This is a genomic window from Nitrospira sp. (genome assembly GCA_005116745.1).
In the GTDB taxonomy this organism is placed as follows: Bacteria; Nitrospirota; Nitrospiria; order Nitrospirales; family Nitrospiraceae; genus Nitrospira_D.
In genome coordinates, this window is the sequence record SWDS01000006.1 from 843,766 (window position 1) to 867,086 (window position 23,321).

Here is a 23,321-nt window from a genome sequence, read left to right on the forward strand (position 1 = left end):
ACCACTGCAGTGCTTGCGAGCCCTATGGTTGGGTAAGGAAGGGGAGTCAGGCGTGGCAATTACACAAGATACCAGAGAGCGAATCATCGTGCCGGGTCCAGCAGGGTTCCATCCGCCGTCTGCGGCCCAGTTAGGTGTAGCTTTGCCGGATCCAGGACAGGGGTTGTACTATGGCCTCCTTGAGCCGAATGAGGAGGTAGTCATTGAAGAGATGGCTCGCAAAATGCTGACGAGCCCGAATGCGACGATCTTTCCAGGTCCCCTCCTCTTGTGGGCGTGGAACGATCATGCCGTAGAAAAGGCGAAGGCCACGCTTGAAATTGCGGCCCAGATTCCTGAAGTGATGATCATCCCTATGCCGGATTATCGGCCAAAATACCCGAAAATTGATCCTGAAGAAGTGATCAACCCTAATCATCCGAATCTGACGATCTGGGGCAATAAGATCGAAGCCTGCATCTTTATCGGTGTCCATTGTCACTATGCGAATCTCACCCTGAAGATGATCAGGGCAGGCACCAATTGCTGCACCATGGCCGTTTGCGCGGAGCAAGGTCATGAGGATGCGATGTTGACGATTCGAGACTCCGATACGCTCAAGATCAAGCGTGTTGCCCAGATTTTCAAGCGCGTCCGTGAGGAGCTAGGAATCAAGCTGCCGGAGAGCGGCGAAAATGTCCGTTTTACGGGCACACAATCAAAGGTGCATGGCGGTAAGACTCACACTAATCCAATGGCGTTTGCTCCGACTCCTGGTGGGACGGGGAGCGCAGCGATGTTTGGTCATTCTGCCGAGCAGATGAAGCGGGAAGGATAAGGCCGAGTGGCAATGCTCGAACTAGCCAAGAGGTGCAATTATGAGCGAGACTGAAGTGAAGACAAATCCGCAAGGCGACCCGATTACCAGCGTAGCGCCAGCGCCAAGTGCATCGAAAAAAGATCCGCATGGCGAAGCGAAAAGACAGCGAGTGGTGACGCCTGAGTATATGTTTCACGAGGCGCCACGGACAAAGGAATTCATCACCGGCAGCGAGGCTGCAAAAGAAGCAGTCCGTCGTTCGAATGTGGATTTGGCGATTGCGTATCCGATCACGCCACAGAGCGAAACCATGCAGCTTGTCGGTGTCCTCTATGGTGAAGGTTATGTGAAAGAGTACTATCGTGGTGAGGAAGAAGTAGGTGTGATGGCGGCTATCGCTGGCGGCTCACGTGCAGGCGTCCGTTGCTACACTGCGACGGCCGGTCCCGGTACGTTGCGAGGTCTTGAAGGCATCGCCTCCTGGCCAGGCCACCGTCTTCCAGCCGTTGCCATGTTTACCTGTCGTGTCGTCAATGCCCCATTGGCAATTCAACCGGACAACATTGAAGTGTCCTATCTGCTCAACTGCGGCATGATCGTGTTTCATGCTGAGAATCAGCAGGACATGTTTGACTTTACGATGGCCGGTTTCACGATCAGCGAAATGAATGATGTCACGTTGCCCGTCGGGGTCTGCTGCGACGGTTTTTTCGTCACCCATGCTCGTGGGTATGTGCGCATGCAGGATCGTGGCATTAAGCTTCCGCCGCGCGAAGCCTGGCGCGGGGCTGTTCCTGTGCTGGATGCGGAGAATCCTCCCGCGCGTCTCTCTCGAGACGCCCCAGTCCAGAAGTCAAACTTTATGGCGTACAACATTCACGCCGTCTGGCAACAAGAAGTCTGGGCAGCCGTTGAACGGTCGCGCAAATACATTGATCGATATATGGGCGGATTGCTCACTGCGGAGAACGTCGATGATGCCGAAGTGATCATCATTGCCTCCGGCAGCGCTGCCGCGCAGTCGCGCGAAGCCGTTCGACTCTGTAAAGAAAAGGGCATGAAGGTCGGATTGATCAAGGTCCGCTCCCTCCGCCCGTTCCCGACCAAGGAACTCCGCCAGTTGTGCGGCAAGGCCAAGCTGATCGTGGTCCCGGAATTCAACTACGTCGGCTGGCTGGCCAAGGAAGTGGCGACTGCCATCTACGGTTTCTCCAACGCGAAGATCATCGGTGGCCCGCGCGTGTACGGTGGTCAGTCGATGCCGGTGGAGTTAATCGTGGACGAAGTCGAATCAGGTGTGAGCGGTAAGAAGTCTACGAACGTTGCGATGTCGCAGATCATGGGTGGCGTCAATCCTGACGAAGTCGCTCACTTCATGCGCAGCATCTAAAGCGAGACGATAGTCAAACAGGAAGGGCCTCTCAAGCATCAGCTTGAGAGGCCCTTCCTGTTTCTGTCAATCCGGTCTATCTTGTCTATCTAGTCGTTATGATTCCGACGACTGGCTAGGCCAGACCGTTCGTTATCCCTGAATCTCGTCCTCGATCATCTCCTCGCTGTCCGGCATCCCATAGGCCACATACTTCGCATAGGACAGATAGATTCCCGCACTATCGGTCATGGCCTTCGAGCCGGAAGTCAGTCGAATGATCTTATCCGAACCGGGTGGCTCGACGTTTTGTAACATCGTGACATGGTCGTGCAGCAGTCGGATATAGCGCTCCACAGCCGACTCAACCTCTTTATAGGCCTTGAGGATATCATCCGTCATAGTTGTCCTCCGTAATAGACTGAGCATACACTAGGCCTATGCGTAGCCACAATGTCACCCTTTCGTCCTCGTTATTGAGTGTGATTGAGAATGTCGTCAAGCCCGAAGGGGTTTCACGAGAGCGTCTCTCAACTGCGGTTGTTGATCTCTCAAAGCTTTTCACAATAGGGCGAAGTGCATTGAGCCACTCCTATCTTGAATCGCCCGCCCTTGGCGCGGCGTATCTCAACTATTTCCTGCCGGTGAATCTGTCAAAGATCCAAGTGCTTCTTGGTGAAATGCCCGTTGTGCTGGTTGACGAACCATTCTCAGTGCTAGACCTTGGCTCTGGGCCAGGGACCGGAGCACTCGCGGTTCTCGACTGGTGGAATGGGCGAGGGAGTGTCTCTGGGCTGTCAGTCGTGGCCGTGGACCGTTCGATGGCGGCACTTCACCAAGCCGAAAGCCTCTGGAGTAAGTATTGCCGAACAGCCGACCTGACCGGCACGAGCCTGCAAACTTGCAAGGCAGATGTAGCACGGACTGGGTGGATAAAAGAGGTTGAACCGAGGGCTCCATTCAATCTCATCATTCTTGCAAACTGCCTGAACGAGATTCATGCGGAAGCGACAGATCCGATCGCGATGCGAAGTCGCCTTGTGACGGAGCTGTTAGCGCGTCTCGCACCCCAGGGCACCTTGATGATTGTGGAACCGGCCTTACGCGAGACCTCCCGAGCGCTGCACCAAGTGCGCGACCGATTACTCCAAGAGAAACGCTGCACCGTCTATAGCCCCTGCCTGCATGAAAACAGTTGTCCGGCCCTAGTGAACCCCTACGATTGGTGTCATGAAGAGCGGGCCTGGGAACCTCCGGTATCAATCCAGGAAATCGACGGCGAGGTCGGCTTCATCAAAGACGCGCTGAAGTTTTCCTATCTGTTGTTGCGAAAGGACGGGAAGACCATCGTCGACCGACGTCCGGATGTCTATCGTATCGTGAGCGAACTGCGGGAACTGAAAGGTGAGAAGCGGGCCTGGCTATGCAATGAGACGGGACGGCCAGAAATCGGTCGGCAGGATCGCCTGGTTTCGCCTCAGAACGCAGCGTTTGATGAGTGGCATCGTGGAGCGATTGTGCAGATCGAAAAGGTCGTTCACAAAGAACGAAAGGGAAAAGTGTCGGCCTTGGGACGAATTGAACAAGGTGCGGAAGTGAGAATCGTTCGTCCGGTCTAACATTCTCCAATCAAATCCAAGGAAGTATGTGTCCTCTCGCTCCAGCCCCTCCTGAGGCACTCCTCGCACCATGGTCTGAAGGGTTTAAGAGGAAGCCCAGTGGAACGGATGCGCGCTTCGGTGGTGGCATCATGCGATGAATTGCACCGGGCCTACTTCTGTAGTCATGCAAAGTACCTCCTGCCGGATGAGACACTTGACGTGAACGGATTACCACCAAAACTGTAGCAGGGATGGTTATTGTTCCTCTTTAGCAAAACACGAGTCTGAAAGAGGCTCGTCACCGTTTCATTTATTGGAAGCAGCAGGCGGGAGCTAACTGCCGACTTTACTGGAGGCGCAGGGACCCTCTGAGGTTTCGGCGGGAATTTCAGGTGATTTCCGCTCGTCGCAACTCAGAAGGGTAATGCCGAGAAGTATGAAAGCAGGAAGCTCCGCTTGCTGACGACTTCTGGGAATCTTCGAGAAGCTAATCCGCTTCCGGTTCCGCGCTGCCGTGCTGGTGGGACACCTTATCTTCTTCGAACAGCTCAGCCATTTCTTCGGCGATCATATCTCCATCATCCTGAATGGCGATGAGGGGGATTTCTTTTCTTGCCTTCGGCTTTTCTTCCGGCAAAGATTGGTCAGGTTGTTTTAGATTATCACTCATACAAGCAGTATACACCAGCGGAGAGCACTGTGGCGCACTTATTCAAACGCTTCCAGTGACGATTTCTCTGGGAACTGTCGCTTACAGCCCTTGCAGGTCACGAAGTAGATGGATTCCCGCACGGATAACGTAGCCCGGAAGTCGAGGTCAACTCCGCGATGGTTGCAGGTCGTGCAGGAAATCTCCTTCAAGTGAAACGGCACGTCCGGCTGTGTCCGGAGATAAAACTCCATATCGGTATAGAGGGGGAAGGTGTAGAAGCATTTCTTGCAGATGCCCCGCCAGTCACCGTCGGTTCCCATGGACCGTTCGTCAATGGCAAAGCTGGACTGTTTGCAGATGGCGCATTGGACCGTGTTTAGACGCCGTTCTACTTCCTGTTGAGTGATAGTGACCATAGGACGAAGGAAACCGCTCCCCAATTGACCAGGTCGAGTATAGCGGGCGAGGAAATAGAATCGCAACTACACCGCAAACCCGACAAGAACGCTTGACGTCCATTAGACTCGCGTTATACTGACAACGCAATGCATGTGATTACGGACAATCTGTTGGTGGGAAGCATCGACGATGCACAAGGGCCACCTGAGGTGGTTGGCACGCTCCTCCTCGTGGCTGAAGAGTTTACGATCACACCGGTTGCCTGGGTGGACTATCATCGGATTCCCTTTCGAGAATTTGCCAAGGTTGATCCTGCCAAGCTAGCGGAAGCGATGCGATGGCTTGAGTCGCGCGCTCCAAAAAGTCGGACCCTGGTCTGTTGTCGGGCAGGCATGGGTCGCTCCGTGTCCGTGGTCATGGCTTATCTCTGTTGCGTGGAAGGCCGGACCTACGATGAGGTCTTGAAGCTGGTCATGGCCAGACGGCCTGGCGCCATGCCGCTGCCAAATCTACAAGTCGCTATTGAACAGGTGCGCCAACTCCGCCGCGCCGCGTAGTCGGATGCTGAAAAAGCCCGCCATCGGTGTTCTCGCGTTGCTCAAAGGCTCAACGTACCGAAGCATACGCTTCGCCTTTTCGCTTGCTGCGGCCTTGCCTGTGGCGAGGCGCGTCTTGGCGCGTCGGGGTCGAGCGGGTGAGAGCATCAGCCTTTTTGAGCATCCTCAAGGTATTCTCGCATCAGCACCGTTCAGAACCTCCCACCCATATTGATTGTCAGTAACCAGGTTTTCTGCTACCGCCTTCAAGCTCGTCTTGCCTTTCCTCCAATCCTCATGGCGTAATGGCATTTCTCTTCATCTCGTAATTTGGATGAGTGATGCCGGAGCTCCCAGAAGCAGAAGTCGTGGCTGGACAAATCCGCTCCCGTCTCCTCGGTGCGCCATTAGGCGATGTGTGGGTCGGACGGGCGGATATTGTGCGGGAGGGATTCTCGACCTTATCGTGGTATCCCGGCGCCAGCCTGCAGTCTGTCGAGCGATTTGGCAAGAGTGTGGCCCTTGGATTTGTGAAGGACCGGGTCTGTCGCTATGTCGTGGCCGAACTTGGGATGACCGGACTCCTCCTGTTCCAGTCCACGCCGACGAAACATCCACAGCACGTCCATGTGAAGATGTTGTTTGAAGACGCTCGTGAGCCGGAATTACGGTACTGGAATCCTCGTCGGTTTGGGCGACTCTCGCTGGTGGATAGGGCGGGACTTGATCGATATCGCACCCGCCGATTTGGCCTGGATCCGCTCGCCGCGTCGCAGCAGGACTTTGTGGAACTGTTGCAATCGAGACGTGGCCGACTCAAATCCCTCCTGATGCATCAACAAGTCATCGCCGGGATCGGGAATATCTACGCGAATGAGATTCTTTTTCGAGCAGGTCTGCACCCGCATGTTCAGGTCAGCAAACTGTCGGTGGCTAGGCTTGAAAAACTTTACCAGATCATGTGTGAGGTTCTCCATGAGGCAATTGCCTGTGGAGGATCGAGCGTCCGAGACTTTTTTGCTCCCGATGGAACCGAAGGGCAATATAAGCGGCGGCATCTGGTCTATGGCAAAGCGGGGCAGCCCTGTCCCAATCACTGCGGAGGAGTCATTCGACGCTTTCAGGGGGAGCGGAGCGCATATTTTTGCCTCAGCTGCCAGTCTCTTCGGTCTACAAAGTAATGACCAGTGACGGTAAATCTTTATATTTTGAGTGCTTAGTAGAAAATGGGCCAAGAAACTCCACACTAGGCCTTTTGATCCGTTTCATTTTAGTTCCTCTGGTGTCTTGAGTCATCCCGTTGATTTCCGTTACAATCCGGCTCCCTGATCGGCTGAGTTGAATACGAAGGAGAACTCTCATGGCAAAGGTGTTGGAAGGTCCCGGGATGGGACTGATGAAGAAGTGGGGAATTCACGTCCCCCATTATGCGGTTGTGACCTCCGCGGACGAACTCTCCAAGCTCGGTCACGTCAACGACTGGATGAAGCAGAGTCAATTGGTCGCCAAAGCTCATGAAGCGCTCGGTTCCAGGTTTAAGCTCGGGTTGGTGAAGGTGGGCCTCGATCTGACCGGTGCTGTGGCGGCGACCAAAGACATGATCGGTCGCCAGGTCGGCAGTATTATGGTTTCCCAAGTCATCGTCTCTGAAATGATTGCCCACAAAGAGGAATACTATTGTGCGGTGAAATCGACTCGCGAAGGCAGCGAGATTCTCGTGGCCAACTGTGGTGGGATCGAAGTTGAATCGAATTGGGACCGCGTGAAGCGGTTGTGCCTTGATGTGGGACAGGTTCCCTCCCATGAAGCGCTTGAAAAGCTTGCCAAAGAGGCAGGTTTTACTGGCGCGTTGGCTAAGAAGATGGCGGATTTCGCTGGCAAGATGTTTAGCTGCTTCGACAGCGAAGATGCGCAGTATCTCGAGGTGAATCCCGTTGTGACTCGCGCGAGCGATGGCGAGTTAGTCGCGCTTGACGCGGTGACGTTGCTAGACGGCGATGCCAAGTTCCGTCATCCGGATTGGAATTTTGCGTTTGCGGCAGAATTCGGCCGGGCCTATTCCAAGCAGGAAGAGGAGGTCATGGCGGTCGACAGCAAGATCAAGGGCTCGGTCAAGTTCATTGAGATTCCCGGTGGTGATACGGCGATGCTCCCCGCAGGCGGTGGCGCCAGTGTCTATTACTCCGATGCCGTCGTGGCTCGTGGCGGCAAGCTGGCGAATTATGCCGAGTACTCCGGCGATCCTCCCGATTGGGCCGTTGAAGTGCTGACGGAGAAGGTCTGCTCCTTGCCCGGAATTAAGAACATCATTGTCGGTGGCGCGATCGCCAATTTCACCGACGTGGTGAAAACATTCGGCGGCATCATCAACGGATTCCGCAAGGCCAAGGCGGAAGGGAAGCTGAAGGGCGTGAAGATCTGGGTGCGTCGCGGAGGCCCGCGAGAGAAGGAAGGGCTCGATGCGATGCGCGCGCTCAAGGACGAAGGATTCGACATCAACGTCTTCGATCGCAACACCCCGCTGACGGACATCGTCGACAAAGCACTTCAGAAATAGTAACGAGGACTCAGGACTGTGGACTGAGCTAGTCGGAGGGCGTTCACTCGGCCCTCAGTTCTCAGCGCTCAGTCCTAAAGGAAAGAGGGAGATTCCGATGAGCATTCTGGCCAATAAAGACACCCGGGTTGTGATTCAGGGGGGCGCCGCCGGTGTCAACGCAGCCCGCCGTATGGCGGAGTTCTGCTACCTGATCAAGCGCCCACTCAACGTCGAAGCGTTTGTCTATCCGCCTGACGCCGGCAAGTCCAATGAAGTGCCTTATGGCAGCGGCCTCATCGCCATCCCGGTCTATAAGACCATCGCCGAAGCGACGAAGAACCATCCGACCATCAACACCAGTCTTGTGTATATCGGAGCGGACCGCGCGATGAAGGGCGGGATGGAAGCCCTCGACGATACACACATCAAGGTCGTGACGATGATCACGGAGGGTGTGCCGGAGAAGGACGCCAAGATTCTTGGGGCCCATGCCAGAAAGCTTGGCAAGGTGTTTAACGGCCCCTCGTCGATCGGTATTGTGTCGGCCGGTTCCTGTCGGCTCGGTGTCATCGGTGGTGCGTTCGACAACCTCGTCTTATCAAAGCTCTATCGTGAAGGTTCCTTCGGCGTCATCACCAAGTCGGGCGGTCTCTCGAACGAAATTATCTGGATTTGCTCGCAGTTCGCCGATGGGATCACGACGGCCATCGGCATTGGCGGCGATGCCTATCCGGGCACTGACTACGTGAGCTATCTCGAAATGTTTGAGAACGATCCGCAAACGAAAGCGGTCGTCATTGTCGGCGAAATGGGCGGCGATCTTGAAGAGCGGGCCGCTGAGTGGTACGGCGCCAAGAAGCGGCGTGTGAAGTTGATGGCCGTCGTCTCCGGATTCTGCCAGGAAAGTTTGCCGAAGGGGATGAAATTCGGTCACGCGGGCGCGAAAGAGGGATTGAAGGGCGAAGGGTCGGCTCGGTCCAAGTCCGATGCCCTCAAAAAGTCCGGCGCGATCGTGCCGCCCACGTTTGGCGCGCTTGGTCCGGCGATCAAGGACGTCTATCAGGAGTTGTTGAAGACCGGCCAGGTGAAGGAACCGGTCGAGCCGGCGGCACTGCCGAAGTTGCCCAAGAGTATTGAAGCGGCCATGAAGGCCGACGAAGTCATGGTCACCCCACTGATTCGTACCACGATCAGCGACGATCGCGGAGACGAACCCTGCTATGACGGGTATCCCGCCTCCGAGCTCATCAATAAAGGCTACGAAATTCCCCATGTCGTCGGACTCTTGTGGGATAAGCGGTTGATCTCCAAGCAGGAAGCCGAAATTATCAAGCGCATCATGATGCTCTCTGCCGACCATGGCCCCTGTGTCAGCGGCGCATTGGGGACGATCATCGCGGCTTGCGCCGGGATTGGCCTGTCTCAGTCGGTGGCCGCGGGACTCATCATGATCGGCCCACGGTTCGGCGGGGCGGTCACCGATGCTGGACGGTTTTTCAAACATGCTGTCGACAATAAGATGACGGTCGACGAATTCCTGACCTACATGAAGAAGAACCATGGTCCGGTGCCCGGTATCGGCCATCGTGTGAAGAGCTTGCGCAATCCGGACAAGCGGGTGAAGGAGTTGGTCGGCTATGTGAAGAGCTTGCCCATCAAGACCCCGTGCCTCGATTTTGCATTGCAGGTCGAGCAGGTCACGGCGGCAAAGAAGGATAACCTCATTTTGAACGTAGATGGGACGATGGCGGCCGTGTTGGTCGATATCGGATTCCCGGTCGATAGTTTGAACGGCTTCTTCATCCTCTCGCGGACAATCGGCTTGATCGGCCATTGGGTTGATCAGAAACGTCAGGGCAGCCGCTTGATCCGGCTGTTCGATTATCTTGTGAACTACGCGGCACCCAAACGGCGGGAAGTTCCGCCGTTGAAATAACAGGTCACTGGTCATTCGTGAAAAAAAACGATGGTTTGTGAATGTCCGATGACGCTTTTTTAAGGAGAAAGTTATGTCGATGGATCTCGCCAAAAACCTCTATGCCAAAATGCCGAGCGTCTTTGAGAAGGCTCGAAAGAAATTTGGCCGTGGCTTGACGCTGGCGGAGAAGATTCTTGTCGCGCATGCCGACAACTTCGACACTCAGAATTGGGAACGGGGCAAAGCCATGTTGGCCCTGCGGCCTGACCGGGTAGCCATGCAAGACGCGACGGCGCAGATGGCCGTCTTGCAGTTCATGCAGGCGAATAAGAAGAAAGCGGCGGTGCCCAGCACGATCCACTGCGACCATTTGATCCGTGCCGAAATGGGCTCGCAGAAGGATCTGATGCATGCATTGGACGAGAACAAGGAAGTCTATAACTTTCTCGCGTCCGCTGCCAAGAAGTACGGCATCGGTTTCTGGAAGCCGGGAGCCGGAATCATCCATCAAGTCGTGCTGGAAAACTATGCATTCCCTGGCTCTCTGATCATCGGAACCGACTCGCATACGCCGAACGGGGGTGGGTTGGGAGGATTGGCGATCGGTGTCGGCGGCGCAGATGCCGGCGAAGTCATGGCCGGCCTGCCGTGGGAGGTTCTTCATCCTAAATTGATCGGTGTGAAACTGACCGGCAAGTTGAGCGGATGGGCCTCGGCGAAAGACGTCATCCTCTATCTGTGCGGCCTGCTCACCGTGAAGGGCGGGACGAACAAGATCGTCGAGTACTTCGGTCCTGGCGCCGAAACGATCAGTGCTACAGGGAAGGGCACCATCTGTAATATGGGCGCCGAGCTCGGGGCGACGACGTCGGTATTCCCCTTCGACCAGAAGATGGTCGCCTACATGAATATTACGGATCGCGCGGATCTCTCGATTTTGGCGACGGCGCAGAAGAATCTACTCGTGGCCGACCCTGAAGTCTATCAGTCGCCGGAGAAGTACTACGATCAGATCGTGGAAGTCGATCTCTCAACGCTCGAGCCGCATGTGGTTGGACCGCATACACCGGACTTGGCCAGGCCGATTTCAAAGTTGAAAGCGGAAGCGCAAGAGAAGGGCTATCCGGTTGAGTTGAAGGCGGCGCTCATCGGCAGTTGTACCAATTCATCCTATGAAGACATCAGTCGGTCGGCTCATATTGCGCAACAGGCGTTGAAGGCTGGCTTGAAGGCGAAGGCCTCGTTTTTAGTCTCGCCTGGCTCCGAGCGTATTTATCACACCATGAAGCGTGATGGGTTCTTGGACACGTTCGAGCAACTGGGGGGCACCGTGCTGTCCAATTCTTGCGGCCCCTGCATCGGACAGTGGAAGCGTGCGGACGGGGTGAAGGGCAAGGCTGATTCAATTGTCAGCTCCTTCAACCGGAATTTTCCAGGTCGTAACGACGGGATCAGTGAAACGCTGTCGTTTCTCGCCAGTCCAGAGGTCGTGACCGCCTATGCCATCACCGGCGATTTGGGCTTCGATCCGGTCAATCAGACAGTCAAGGGCGCGGACGGCAAAGAATTCAAGTTGCAGCCGCCGGTGGGTGAAGAATTGCCGGCCAAGGGTTTTGCGAAGGGCGAAGAGGGGTATGTTGAGCCTGCTGCAGACGGGTCGAGCTTAACCGTCGACATTCCGCCGACCAGCGAGCGATTGCAGTTGTTGCAGCCGTTCCCTAAGTGGGACGGCAAGGATTTCGATAAGCTGCCACTCCTGCTCAAGACCAAGGGGAAGACCACGACCGATCACATCTCCCCGGCCGGTCCCTGGCTCAAGTTCCGCGGACATCTCGACAAGATCAGCGACAATATGTTTCTTGGAGCGAATAACACGTTTTCGTCAGAACCAGGGAAGGGGACGAACATCCTGACTGGCGAAGCCAATCTCACGATGGCACAAATTGCCAGAGCGTACAAAGCTCAAGGTATTGGGTCGATTGTCGTCGGCGATGAAAATTACGGTGAAGGCAGTAGCCGTGAGCATGCGGCCATGTCTCCACGGTTCTTGAACGTGCGAGCCGTCATCACCAAGAGTTTTGCGCGCATCCATGAAACCAATCTCAAGAAGCAGGGCATTCTGGCGCTGACATTCGCAGACCCGAAGGACTATGACAAGATTGAGATGAATGATCGACTGAGCGTACTCGATCTGAACAGTCTGGCTCCAGGCAAGCCAGTCACAGTGGTCGTGCATAAAACCAGCGGCGATGTGAAGGTTCAAGCCAATCACAGCATGACAGCACCACAAATCACTTGGTTTAAGGCCGGTTCAGCGTTGAACGCGCTGAACTAACCCATATATTGAGAGGGATACTCATGGCACAAGCAGACAAAATAATTTACACGAAGACCGATGAAGCACCGATGCTGGCGACTTACTCGTTCTTACCGATCATCAACGCCTTTTCGAAGGCGGCGGGTGTGACGGTTGAATTGCGGGATATCTCGCTGGCGGGCCGCGTACTCGCCGTATTCCCAGAGTACTTGACGCCGGAACAGAAGCAACACGACGCATTGGCTGAATTGGGCGAGTTGGCCAAGACACCGGAAGCCAACATCATCAAGCTGCCGAACATCAGCGCCTCATTGCCGCAGTTGCAAGAGACCATCAAGGAATTGCAGAAGCAAGGATATAAGCTTCCTGAGTACCCTGAGAATCCGAAAGACGACAAGGAAAAGGACGTCAAGGCTCGTTACGACAAAGTCAAAGGCAGTGCTGTGAATCCAGTGTTGCGCGAAGGGAACTCGGATCGCCGAGCCCCGTTGTCCGTGAAAGCCCATACCAGAAAGCATCCGCATAAGATGGGCGCCTGGAGTCCTGATTCCAAGACCCACGTGTCCCACATGAAGAGTGGTGACTTCCGTTCGAACGAAAAGTCGATCACAATTCCAGCCGCGACCACGGCAAAGATCGAGTTCGTTGGCGCAGATGGGAAGATCACCGTTTTGAAGGAGAAAGTCGCCTTGCAGGCCGGTGAGGTGCTGGATGCGACCTTCATGAGCGTGAAGGCTCTCCGCACGTTCTTGGAAGAGCAGATCCAGGACGCCCAGCAGAAGGGAGTGCTGTTCTCGTTGCACATGAAGGCCACCATGATGAAGATCTCGGATCCGAAGATCTTCGGTCATGGCGTGACGGTCTATTACAAGGATGTCTTTGAAAAGCACGGCGAGACGTTCAAGAAGCTGGGTGTGGATCCGGACAACGGTCTCGGTGATGTCTATGTCAAGATCAAGTCTTTGCCGGACGAACAACGCAAGGCGATCGAAGCGGACATTCAAGCCGTCTATCAAAAGCGGCCGCCGATGGCGATGGTGAACAGCGACAAGGGCATCACCAATCTCCATGTTCCGAGCGACATCATCATCGACGCATCGATGCCTCCAGTCATTCGTGATAGCGGCAAGATGTGGGGGCCGGATGGCAAGGCGGCTGACGCCAAATGCGTCATTCCCGATTCTTGCTATGCGCCCGTTTATCATGAAGTGGTGGAGTTCTGTAAGAAGAACGGCGCGTTTGATCCGAAGACGATGGGCACCGTGCCCAACGTCGGTCTGATGGCGCAGGCGGCTGAGGAATATGGTTCGCACGACAAGACCTTCAAGGCGCCGGGCAACGGCACCATCCGCATCGTGGATGCGGCCGGCACCACGTTGCATGAACACAAGGTGGAAGCGGGGGACATCTGGCGCGCCTGTCAGGTGAAGGATGCCCCGATTCAGGACTGGGTGAAGCTGGCTGTGACCCGCGCCAGAGCGACCGGCTCGCCGGCGGTGTTCTGGTTGAATAAGGACCGTGCGCACGATGCCGAGCTGATCAAGAAAGTGAATGCGTATTTGCCAAAGCATGACACGAATGGTCTTGAGATCAAGATCATGTCACCGGCGGATGCCTGCCGCTTCTCAATTCAGCGGATGAAGGAAAGTAAGGATACGATTTCTGTCACCGGCAACGTACTCCGTGACTATCTCACGGATCTCTTTCCGATTCTCGAAATCGGGACCAGCGCCAAAATGCTCTCGATTGTTCCGTTGCTGAACGGCGGTGGTCTGTTCGAGACCGGCGCAGGTGGATCAGCGCCGAAGCACGTGCAGCAGTTCCAGGAAGAAGGCTATTTACGCTGGGATTCGCTCGGTGAGTTCCTTGCGCTTGCGGCCTCGCTGGAACATCTTGCGAAAGTGGGAAACAATCCGGTCGCCAAGATTCTGGCGGACACGCTGGATCAGGCCAATGCGCAGTTCCTGGAGAGCAACAAGTCGCCAGCTCGTAAGGTCGGCGAGATCGACAACCGTGGCAGTCACTTCTACTTGGCACTCTATTGGGCACAGGCCTTGGCCACGCAGACAGCGGATAAGCGGATATCCGATCGGTTTACCAAGATCGCAAAAGATCTGAGCGACAACGAAAAGAAGATCGACGGTGAGCTGTTGGCCGCGCAAGGTAAGCCGCAAGATGTCGGTGGGTACTATCATCCGGACGATGCTAAGGCTGCCAAAGCCATGCGTCCAAGCGCGACCTTGAACACGATCATCGACGCGATTGCCTAATTTCGATTCATGGTGAGGCGTGGGGGGCTATCGCTCCTTACGCCTCGCGTGTTACACAGGAACCTATGGCTCAAGATGATACCAATCTGATCGATCAGCCCGAGGTGATGAAACCGCGGATGGTCACAATCGAGATCGCCGGCAAGAAGGTGGACGTGCCGGAAGGGATCACGGTTGTCAAGGCCATGTGGTATGCGGGGATTGATGTCGTCCGCGGCGTCGGTTGTCTCGGCGGTTTCTGTGGTGCCTGTGCGACCTACTACCGCACGAAAGATGATCCAAAGGTCCGAACCTGCCTGGCTTGTCAGATGGCAGTGCAGGACGGCATGTCTTTTACGATGATGCCATCGTTTCCGGCGCGCAAGGCCACCTACGACATTCAGGCACTCAAGGATCCTAAACAAGACCTGTTTAACCTGTATCCTGAAACGCCATTGTGTCGAAACTGCAATGCCTGCACCGAAGCCTGTCCGCAGAAGATCGATGTGCGTGAAGGAGTCTGGAAAGCCGTCTTTGGCGACTTCAAGAGTGTCTCCGAAATGTTTATGGATTGTGTGATGTGCGGCATGTGCACGCCGGTGTGCATTGCTGATATTGCACCGAATCTTGTCGCCCTGTACGTGAGCCGTGCACAGGGGGCACATTTTACCAAAAAGCCCATCGGGCTCGACACCCGCATCAAGGAAATTCAGGACGGGCAATACCAGGATGCATGGAATACGATTCTTAAAATGAGCGAGAAGGAACTGGCCGATCACTGTGCCACCGTAAAATAATTCCAGCATTGAGGCTTCCGAGATGGACATTCACGCGCTCCAACAGATTGTACATAAGACGCGGGATGACCGCCGTAAGCAGACTATCCCCAAGTTTTCTCCTGCAGACTGCGATCAACTGATTCATAGATATCATCCGGATTTCAGGGCCAGCGCCTACCGGTCGATCCGCTTCGGTCCCAATGAAGGGGGCAAAACCGTTGTGGAGCTGGCCACGTTGCTCGAAGGCGACAGCTCTATCCAAGGAAATGCCGACCTGACGCCTCAGTATTCGTGCGATGTGCTGGTGATAGGTGGCGGTGGGGCCGGGTGCGCTGCGGCACTCCATGCGCATGGAGCAGGGGCAAACGTGCTCTTGGCCACGAAACTACGGCTTGGTGATTCAAACAGTGTGATGGCTCAGGGGGGAATGCAGATCTCCGTGGCCCCAGAAGATTCACCGGTCACTCATTTCCTCGACACGCTCAAGGGCGGCCACATGGAGAACGATCACGCCCTTCTGAAGACCATGGTCGAGGAGGGGCCGTCGATTGCGAAGTGGTTGCTGGAGCTGGGCGTGCTGTTCGACCGTCAAGCCGACGGCAATCTCCATGTGAAGAAGGGCGGAGGCAGTTCTAAGCCACGGCTGCTAACCTGCTCAGACTATACCGGTCTTGAGATCATGCGGGTGCTCAAGGACGAGGTCATCAATCAAAAGATTCCACTGCTTGAGTTTGCCGCAGCGATCGAACTGCTCAGTGATGATGAAGGAAATTGTACCGGCGCGATCTTCAAAGATCTCGACAACCAGCGGCATGTCGTGGTTGCGGCCAAGTCCGTGATCCTGGCAACTGGCGGGATCGGCCGGCTCCACATTCAAGGATTTCCGACGAGTAACCACTATGGCGCGACCGGAGACGGGCTCTGCCTGGCCTATCGCATGGGCGCCAAGTTGGACCACATCGATACGTTCCAATATCACCCCTCTGGGGCGGTCTATCCCGAGCAACTGATCGGGCAATTGGTGACCGAAGGAATTCGCTCAGAAGGCGGGCAGCTTGTGAATGCCAAGGGCGAGCGATTTGTGAACGAACTTGATACCCGCGACGTGGTCTCGTCCTCGATCATCCGTGAGTGTGAAGAAGGACGTGGCATCAGAACAATGTCCGGTCGCGTTGGCGTCTGGCTGGATACCCCGTTACTAGATGCGGAGCATGGGCCCGGCACGGTGGAAAAACATTTCCCGGCGATGATGCTGCAGTTCGAACGATTTGGGATTGACATCAGCAAGGACCCGGTCCTGATCTACCCAACGTTGCACTATCAGAACGGGGGCGTGAAGATCGACACCAATTCAGAAACCAATGTGAAGAATCTCTTTGTCGCCGGTGAAGCGTCAGGCGGCCTGCACGGGCGGAACCGATTGATGGGCAATTCGTTGCTTGACCTGATGGTCTACGGCAAACGGTCTGGTCTGACGGCAGCAGGCCGTGTCGGATCGATGAAACAGGGTCAGCTCACGCTGAAGCATCTGCAGCGGTTCCGAGCCGATGCCAAGAAGCACGGCAACGTCAGTGGTGTGATTTCGCCGATGATTCTGCCGGCCTATACCAGAAAAGTGAGTTAGCCATGAGGAGTGAGTACTGAGGGCTGAGAAGAAAATCAACTCAGCGCACAGTCCTCGTAACTCAGTCCTGAAGTGACAGAAGGAGCGCTATGAACGTTCACGAATTCCAAGCCAAGTCCTTGTTCGCTCAGTTCGGCGTCCCGGTACCGCGGGGGAAGGAAATTACCTCTCCTGAAGGTGCGACCGCCTGGGCCAATGAACTCAATACGCCGGTCTTCGTCGTGAAGGCGCAAATTCATGCCGGGGGGCGAGGCAAGGCCGGAGGGGTCAAGATCACGAAAGACAAAGGCGCGGTGGCCGGATTTGCCAAGGAATTGATCGGCAAGACGCTGGTGACCCACCAGACCGGTCCCAAAGGCCGTCAGGTCCATCGGCTCCTGCTCGAAGAAGGCGCCAACATCAGCAAAGAATTGTATCTGAGCATCCTGGTGGACCGCGATTCCGGGTGGCCCGTCTTCATTGCCAGCACCGAAGGCGGGATGGAAATCGAAGAGGTCGCGGAGAAGACACCCGAGAAGATCATCAAGGAATTGATTGATCCGGCCGTGGGATTTCAAGGCTATAACGGGCGCAACGTCGCGTTTGCCCTCGGCCTCAATACGATCGAGCCGGCCGTGATGAATCCCTTTATCCAGATGATGGGGAATCTCTATCGTTTGTTCATGGAAAAGCACGCCGCAATGGTGGAGATCAACCCGCTTATCATCACAAAAGAAAAGACGATCGTCGCGCTCGACGGCAAGGTCTCCTTCGATGACAACGCGTTGTTCAAGCATGCTGACGTTCAGCAGATGCGCGATCTCAACGAAGAAGAGCCGCTGGAAATCGAAGCCGGCACGAACAATCTGAATTATGTGAAGCTGGACGGCAACATCGGTTGCATGGTGAACGGGGCGGGCCTGGCCATGGCGACGATGGACGTCATCAAGCTGGCCGGTAGTGAGCCTGCGAACTTTTTAGATGTTGGGGGTGGCGCGACCAAAGAAACGGTGGCAGCAGGCTTTCGGATTCTGCTCAAAGACCCGAACGTCAAGGGCATCTTCATCAACATCTTCGGTGGCATCGTACGCTGCGAGCGGATTGCCCATGGCGTCATCGAAGCAGCCAAGGAAGTGAAGATCGCCGTGCCGCTCGTCGTCCGCTTGCAGGGCACGAATGCAGAAGAAGGCCGCAAGCTATTAGCCGAATCGGGATTGAAGCTTGACGTAGCTGATGATCTCTGGGAAGCGGCACAAAAAATTGTGAAACTGACTGGCAAGGCAGCGTGAGCGAAAGGTGCGCCGGGCCGGTCTTCAGTGCTCGCCCACCGCGCACATATGAATCAACTAGATTGTCAGACATTGGTCGGTGCTCGGTGGATGCGCGCAGTATGAAGACCGACCCGGCGCACCTTCTTGAAGAGGAAGGTAAGAAAAGAGGAAACCGTGAGCATTCTCGTCAATGAAAATACGCGGGTGGTCGTGCAGGGGATTACGGGCAAGGAAGGGTCGTTCCATGCGACGCAATGCAAAGCCTATGGGACCAAGGTTGTGGCAGGCGTTACGCCAGGGAAGGCTGGGCAGGAAGTCGAAGGTATCCCTGTGTTCAACACCGTGGCTGACGCGGTCAAGAAGACCGAGGTTGATACCTCACTGATCTTCGTGCCGCCGCCGTTCTGTGCCGATGCCATCCTTGAAGCAGCCGATGCCGGGATCAAGTTGATCATCTGCATCACCGAAGGCATTCCCGTCAACGATATGGTGAAGGTTAAGCGGGCGCTCCGCGGTCGTGATGTAAGGCTGATCGGACCCAACTGCCCAGGTGTCATCACGGTGGATGAGGCAAAGATCGGTATCATGCCGGGCTTCATCCACAAGAAGGGTGTGGTCGGGGTGGTCTCTCGCAGCGGCACCCTCACGTATGAAGCCGTCCATCAACTCTCGACCTTGGGGTTGGGCGAGACGACCTGCGTCGGGATCGGCGGCGATCCGGTCAATGGTACTGGTTTTGTCGATGTGCTGCCGTTATTCGAGAAAGATCCAGAAACACAGGCCATCGTCATGATCGGCGAGATCGGCGGCGACGCGGAAGAAAAAGCAGCCGAATTCATCAAGAAGAACGTCAAGAAACCGGTCATCAGCTTCATCGCCGGCATCACGGCGCCTCCCGGACGCCGCATGGGCCATGCCGGCGCCATTATCTCCGGCGGCAAAGGGACCGCAGCCGAAAAGATGAAAACGCTGGAAGCGGCCGGGGTCAAAGTCGTTAAGAATCCAGCTGAGATCGGCGCGGCGGTCAAACACGCGTTGGGACGGTAGTTCCCCAAGTCCATTCTTCTGTAGCTATCCTCCTCCGCTACCGCTGCGTAGGCCTGATCTCTACGGCCTGTCCATCGCCTCCGCTCAGTCACGTGGATGGACGATTGTCTATATTTCAATGAGTTGTTTGCCCGTAGATTGCTGTGCACGAGCGGGGTGTAATGACTGCTCATGAAGCCCGAGCAAGAGTCGATTCATCCATCGCCGTGGCCATGTCAGATGGGATATTGGATTTACCGATAACTCCAATCCGTTTTATCTATTTTTAAAAATGAATGCGGGATTGCTACTGTTGGCGCCGTCCGTCCTGCGACGCGAGAAGAGCATTCACTCATGATCGCTCTAGAGGCGGATAGTTGGACTCTCATGCCGATCACCGCAACAGCGGAACCGTGGGCCGATTTGAGTATCATGAAAACGCAATCGTCTCGTGTGGCCTCAGTGACCACCGACGATCTACCGACTGATATCAAATTTGGCGACAAAAATTCGTCGAAGAATATGTTTTCTTTACCTTTGGAGGGCAATGAATGAAAACGAGAATTTCGGCGATCGTTTGCCTTCTCTGTGTCCTTGGCTACGCTGAGGTCACACGGGCGGAAGATCCATACAGCCAACGGGTGGCTGATCCCTATGCGATCTCGCCTGATCCCCCAACCATGTCCTCCGGGACGCTTGAGCCCTATCTTTCATTTATGGCGGGGATTGCAATCCCGTTCAGTCAGGACGCCACGTTTCGTAATGGCGATGTGGAGAGCAAGGTCGACTATCAGATGAAACAGTCGGTCGGTGGCAACGCGGGCATCTGGTTTCCGACCAGAAACAAGATGGCGGGATTCGATCTCGGCCTTGAAATCAGCGGATTTGTTTGGTATCCGGACATCGCCTGCTGTCGGAACGGTGTGAATGGAACGCTGAATCCGGACGGATCGTTTGAGGGCACCACGACGGAAACGCAAGGGATCTACGTGGGCACCAATGTCATGCTGCGCTACCCGATGGGGATTTCCGAGGCCTATCCCAACGGGCGATGGTTTCCCTATATCGGGGTCGGTGGTGGAGCGCATCAGATCGCACAGCGGCCAGGCGGATTCCGAGGGGGTGGTTTTGCGAATGCCATCGTCGACCAGCGGAATACGGCTCCCGGGTTTATGGCGCTGGGAGGGTTCAAGGCGCATCTCTTCAAGTACGTGGCTGCCTTTGTTGAGGCGAAGTATGTTCAGGCCTTTCACGACGAGCTAGGGACGGATCGGTTCGGGGCATCCACAAGTGGCGGACAAGACCTAGTTTTTGATAATTATGAATCCACGATGAGAACCATCTTTGTGCATGGCGGCTTGTCGATTCACTTTGACGTGAGACCGTAGATTCGTACACAGTTTCAGTGCACACCTTGCCACAAGAAGGTAGGGTGTGCAGCTGAGTTTAAAGTACCCCCCTCCCAACCATTTTCCCCTCTCACATAACCAGGGTATAAGATCGTTTGATCTCCAGACCGAACTCGCCGTATTGGTATGAGCAGCAATGAGTGCCAGTGGAGCTAGGCAACTAGTGGAGAAAGGTGTACGTCTAGGGCCAGCTCTTGAGTGACCACTCGATCCAATCGGTGGCGGGTCATCATCGGGACGCGAATGAACTCGACGCCAAAAGTATGTTCCTTGACCCAGCGGACTTTCCCCAGTTCGATGAACAGGGATGCGGTTGGATCCGGTAGGAGAACACTCAGCTTGATATAGCTCCCCATGAGGACGGTTCGCTCACAGGTGATGGCACAGCCTGCAATGGACAGGTCAGACACCACCCCTTCTCCCACAAATGGAGCGCCTCCGAATATCGTAGGATAAGCCACAGGTAGCCGAGGATGGATTCGCCAGTTAATGGTCGTATCAGCCATTGTTGTGTCCTCCGTAGGCCGCAGTCTATCCCCGTAGAGGGCCAGGGACCATTCCTCGGAGGGGGGGCGCAGGACCTCATTCGGTTCAAGAATACTCTGTGCTGGGTATCAGAGGCTTGTTGAGCTGGTGCTTATGCCAGAAGAACTTCAGAATGCTCGAAAAGGCCAGACTTCTTACCCGATAAACCCCGGCACGCCCGCTAAGCCAACTCAGCGAGGCGAGCCAAGACGCACCCTTCCGCAAACAAGGTCGCAGTGAGCGAAGAGGCAGAGCGTGCGTTTTTGTACGTTTAGCCACGTGAGCGATGAGACCTGCCTGCGCGAAGCGCTTCGGCAAGGCAGGGAACGAAGCTGCCAGACTTTTTCAGCGTTTTATTAAGGCTTGCTGGGCTTATCCGTTAAAGATGGAGGGGGGACGGTTGAGGGGAGTTCGAGTCGTTCCAGCACATCTTGCTTGAGTTTCGTCGGTTCTTCAATGCGGTTATCTCGTTGCAAGATATTGATATCTTTTGCCTTTCTTGCATTCAATTCCACCACATCTGCATCGTCCCGGACTAAGTGCGGTGTAAGAAAGACGAGAAGATTCAGTTTCTCAATCTGACGACTCTGTGATTTGAATAGCCATCCAATCCACGGAATGTCTCCCAACACGGGAATCTTCTTTTCACTGAGCGTGATGTTGTCACGCACCAATCCTCCGATGACGAGCGTCTGTTGATCCTGGGCGACGGTCGTGGTTTCCATGGATCGCTTCGTTGTGGTGGGTCCCACCGGGATACTGGCCGACCCAGCGCCGATAGTCTGCGCCACGTTTTCCGCGATCGCCGTAATCTCTTGCTTGATTTCCAGGCGAATCAAATCACCGTCGAGGACCTGCGGGGTCAACTCTAACGTCACGCCGACATCTTTTCGCTCAATGGTGACGAGCGTTCCCCCCGTGATGCCTTGGGCCTGGCCGGTTGGGAACGGGCGATTTTCACCGACGACGATCTTCGCCTTCTGGTTATCGGCGGCCAGCACCTGGGGTGTGGAGAGGACATTCGTATCGGTCATGTTCATCAGGAGGTTCAGGAATGCGCGCACGTTCAGCGTATTCAGGAGCGGGAATGCTGGGCCAGCTGCCCCTCCGGCCGCAGCGCCGGTGACCGCCTGGGCGAAGGTTGCCAGGTCTTCCGGTGCTCTATTGAACCCGCTAATCCCCTGTAAAAAACCAGATTTTCCCGCACTGAGCACTTGAGTCGGATCTGTGCCGATTTGGCGAAGGCGATCCACTTGGACCTCCAGGATGACCGCCTCCACAAAGACCTGCTTGCGCCGGATATCGAGGTCACGAATGACGGCTTGGAGATGACTCCAGGCGAGCTTGGTTGCACTGATTACGATGGAGTTGGTCGCCTTATCGGCAAACACTTGGACTGGAGCCTCGAATTCCGTCAGCGGTCTGACGGGTGGTCTGGTGCCAGGCGTGATCTGTGCCACGGTTTGTGAACGTGCCACCAAATTGGTGAGAACAGCGGCAAGATCAGTCGCGTTAGCGTGTTTCAGCTTATAGACAAACACACCACGTTCTGGCGGAAGGTCACCCATAGGGACCACCTGATAGAGGTTTCCTCCCTTCGGGACCACCGCGATACGGGCTGCCTCTAATGCCGCGACGAACATGGTAAAAGCCTGGTCCGGTGACACCTTAGTCGGAGAAAACACGGATACTTTTCCGCCCTGCTTTTTAATAGTCTCATCTAAAACAAAGTTTTTTCCGGTGATCTCACTGATAAAGCGGACGAAGACGGGGATCTCGACTTCGTTGAAATCCAACGCAACTTTTAGTGGTTGGCCTCCTCCGCCTTGTGAAAATAGAGGGGGAGGGAAGGCCAAGAAGAGCAGAAGCACCAAGATTAGGCAGGTGCTAAATTCCCTGGTCGTGTTCGATGGGCAATGAGGTATTGGACGGGCTTGCACGATGGACTATTAATTCCGTGGCATCAGCTGATGCGGTGTACGTGAGTCTGACCGTACCATAGGCGTGTCGAAAGACACAACCAAGCTGATGTTTCTCAAAAGCGTACCGTCCGAGCATATCCAGAGGAGGGGCGCTCGCTGCCAGCCACCCTTCCAAGCTTGGAGGCACAACCCTGAGCCCATCGTTAAGTGTGTTCGCCAATACACCGATACAGAGAGGCTATGTGTGTGGGCCAGACGACCTCTGGCCCCAAATGTCTGAGTGGATTGAATTGCTAGTTAAGCCATTACTTTTCAATGGCTTGGCATGATGGTCCGGTGGATGAGTGAGGCATTGAGGTTCCAGACTCCCTTAAAGGTTTCGCTCCTATATCACGGTCCAAGGTCAC

20 protein-coding genes are annotated in these 23,321 nt (G+C 55.3%); 15 read left to right on the plus strand and 5 right to left on the minus strand.

Annotated features, from left to right (window positions below):
- Nucleotides 1-52: 52 nt before the first annotated feature.
- Nucleotides 53-817, plus strand: coding sequence for a 2-oxoglutarate:ferredoxin oxidoreductase (locus E8D52_09810; protein TKB69250.1), 765 nt, complete (start codon nucleotides 53-55; stop codon nucleotides 815-817).
- A gap of 40 nt (nucleotides 818-857) precedes the next feature.
- Nucleotides 858-2,189, plus strand: coding sequence for a ferredoxin oxidoreductase (locus E8D52_09815; protein ID TKB69251.1), 1,332 nt, complete (start codon nucleotides 858-860; stop codon nucleotides 2,187-2,189).
- Nucleotides 2,190-2,321: 132 nt separating this feature from the next.
- Here E8D52_09815 and E8D52_09820 read toward each other — a convergent pair whose 3' ends face one another.
- Nucleotides 2,322-2,570, minus strand: coding sequence for a hypothetical protein (locus tag E8D52_09820; GenBank protein ID TKB69252.1), 249 nt, complete (start codon nucleotides 2,568-2,570; stop codon nucleotides 2,322-2,324).
- A 38-nt stretch (nucleotides 2,571-2,608) separates the two neighbouring features.
- On the opposite strand from E8D52_09820, the gene E8D52_09825 reads away from it, so the two are divergent.
- On the plus strand, nucleotides 2,609-3,787 hold the full coding sequence (locus E8D52_09825; GenBank protein ID TKB69253.1) for a methyltransferase domain-containing protein: 1,179 nt from the start codon (nucleotides 2,609-2,611) through the stop codon (nucleotides 3,785-3,787).
- 469 nt (nucleotides 3,788-4,256) lie between these two features.
- Here E8D52_09825 and E8D52_09830 read toward each other — a convergent pair whose 3' ends face one another.
- Together E8D52_09830 and E8D52_09835 are read right to left on the minus strand one after the other, a co-directional pair.
- A complete protein-coding gene (locus E8D52_09830) occupies nucleotides 4,257-4,439 on the minus strand; it encodes a hypothetical protein (protein ID TKB69254.1) in 183 nt (60 codons plus the stop codon).
- Between the two features lie 38 nt (nucleotides 4,440-4,477).
- Nucleotides 4,478-4,741, minus strand: a complete 264-nt coding sequence (locus tag E8D52_09835) for a hypothetical protein (GenBank protein ID TKB69467.1) — start codon at nucleotides 4,739-4,741, stop codon at nucleotides 4,478-4,480.
- 225 nt (nucleotides 4,742-4,966) lie between these two features.
- On the opposite strand from E8D52_09835, the gene E8D52_09840 reads away from it, so the two are divergent.
- The 12 genes from E8D52_09840 to E8D52_09895 all read left to right on the plus strand — a co-directional run bounded on the left by E8D52_09840 (nucleotide 4,967) and on the right by E8D52_09895 (nucleotide 20,446).
- Nucleotides 4,967-5,377 (plus strand): dual specificity protein phosphatase family protein, encoded by a 411-nt coding sequence (locus E8D52_09840; GenBank protein ID TKB69255.1) that lies wholly within the window; start codon nucleotides 4,967-4,969, stop codon nucleotides 5,375-5,377.
- Nucleotides 5,378-5,697: 320 nt separating this feature from the next.
- On the plus strand, nucleotides 5,698-6,537 hold the full coding sequence (mutM, locus tag E8D52_09845) for a bifunctional DNA-formamidopyrimidine glycosylase/DNA-(apurinic or apyrimidinic site) lyase (protein TKB69256.1): 840 nt from the start codon (nucleotides 5,698-5,700) through the stop codon (nucleotides 6,535-6,537).
- Between the two features lie 179 nt (nucleotides 6,538-6,716).
- The gene (locus E8D52_09850; GenBank protein ID TKB69257.1) at nucleotides 6,717-7,913 is read left to right on the plus strand and encodes an ATP citrate lyase; all 1,197 of its coding nucleotides are present in this window, start codon (nucleotides 6,717-6,719) and stop codon (nucleotides 7,911-7,913) included.
- Between the two features lie 97 nt (nucleotides 7,914-8,010).
- Complete coding sequence (locus E8D52_09855; GenBank protein TKB69258.1) at nucleotides 8,011-9,831, plus strand: ATP citrate lyase; 1,821 nt, start codon at nucleotides 8,011-8,013, stop codon at nucleotides 9,829-9,831.
- Between the two features lie 73 nt (nucleotides 9,832-9,904).
- Nucleotides 9,905-12,148 (plus strand): aconitate hydratase, encoded by a 2,244-nt coding sequence (locus tag E8D52_09860; GenBank protein TKB69259.1) that lies wholly within the window; start codon nucleotides 9,905-9,907, stop codon nucleotides 12,146-12,148.
- A gap of 23 nt (nucleotides 12,149-12,171) precedes the next feature.
- Nucleotides 12,172-14,400 (plus strand): NADP-dependent isocitrate dehydrogenase, encoded by a 2,229-nt coding sequence (locus E8D52_09865; protein TKB69260.1) that lies wholly within the window; start codon nucleotides 12,172-12,174, stop codon nucleotides 14,398-14,400.
- Between the two features lie 65 nt (nucleotides 14,401-14,465).
- Nucleotides 14,466-15,176, plus strand: coding sequence for a 4Fe-4S ferredoxin (locus E8D52_09870; GenBank protein ID TKB69261.1), 711 nt, complete (start codon nucleotides 14,466-14,468; stop codon nucleotides 15,174-15,176).
- A gap of 22 nt (nucleotides 15,177-15,198) precedes the next feature.
- Nucleotides 15,199-16,782 (plus strand): FAD-binding protein, encoded by a 1,584-nt coding sequence (locus tag E8D52_09875; GenBank protein TKB69262.1) that lies wholly within the window; start codon nucleotides 15,199-15,201, stop codon nucleotides 16,780-16,782.
- 89 nt (nucleotides 16,783-16,871) lie between these two features.
- The gene (gene sucC, locus E8D52_09880; protein TKB69263.1) at nucleotides 16,872-18,050 is read left to right on the plus strand and encodes an ADP-forming succinate--CoA ligase subunit beta; all 1,179 of its coding nucleotides are present in this window, start codon (nucleotides 16,872-16,874) and stop codon (nucleotides 18,048-18,050) included.
- Between the two features lie 156 nt (nucleotides 18,051-18,206).
- On the plus strand, nucleotides 18,207-19,079 hold the full coding sequence (gene sucD, locus E8D52_09885; protein TKB69264.1) for a succinate--CoA ligase subunit alpha: 873 nt from the start codon (nucleotides 18,207-18,209) through the stop codon (nucleotides 19,077-19,079).
- A gap of 333 nt (nucleotides 19,080-19,412) precedes the next feature.
- Nucleotides 19,413-19,613 (plus strand): hypothetical protein, encoded by a 201-nt coding sequence (locus tag E8D52_09890; GenBank protein ID TKB69265.1) that lies wholly within the window; start codon nucleotides 19,413-19,415, stop codon nucleotides 19,611-19,613.
- Complete coding sequence (locus E8D52_09895; protein TKB69266.1) at nucleotides 19,610-20,446, plus strand: hypothetical protein; 837 nt, start codon at nucleotides 19,610-19,612, stop codon at nucleotides 20,444-20,446. The genes E8D52_09890 and E8D52_09895 overlap by 4 nt, the downstream gene beginning before the upstream one ends.
- 173 nt (nucleotides 20,447-20,619) lie before the next feature.
- On the opposite strand, the gene E8D52_09900 is transcribed toward E8D52_09895, so the two are convergent.
- The gene (locus tag E8D52_09900; protein ID TKB69267.1) at nucleotides 20,620-20,973 is read right to left on the minus strand and encodes a PilZ domain-containing protein; all 354 of its coding nucleotides are present in this window, start codon (nucleotides 20,971-20,973) and stop codon (nucleotides 20,620-20,622) included.
- Between the two features lie 375 nt (nucleotides 20,974-21,348).
- Nucleotides 21,349-22,866, minus strand: a complete 1,518-nt coding sequence (locus E8D52_09905; GenBank protein ID TKB69268.1) for a hypothetical protein — start codon at nucleotides 22,864-22,866, stop codon at nucleotides 21,349-21,351.
- Nucleotides 22,867-23,321 lie beyond the last annotated feature (455 nt).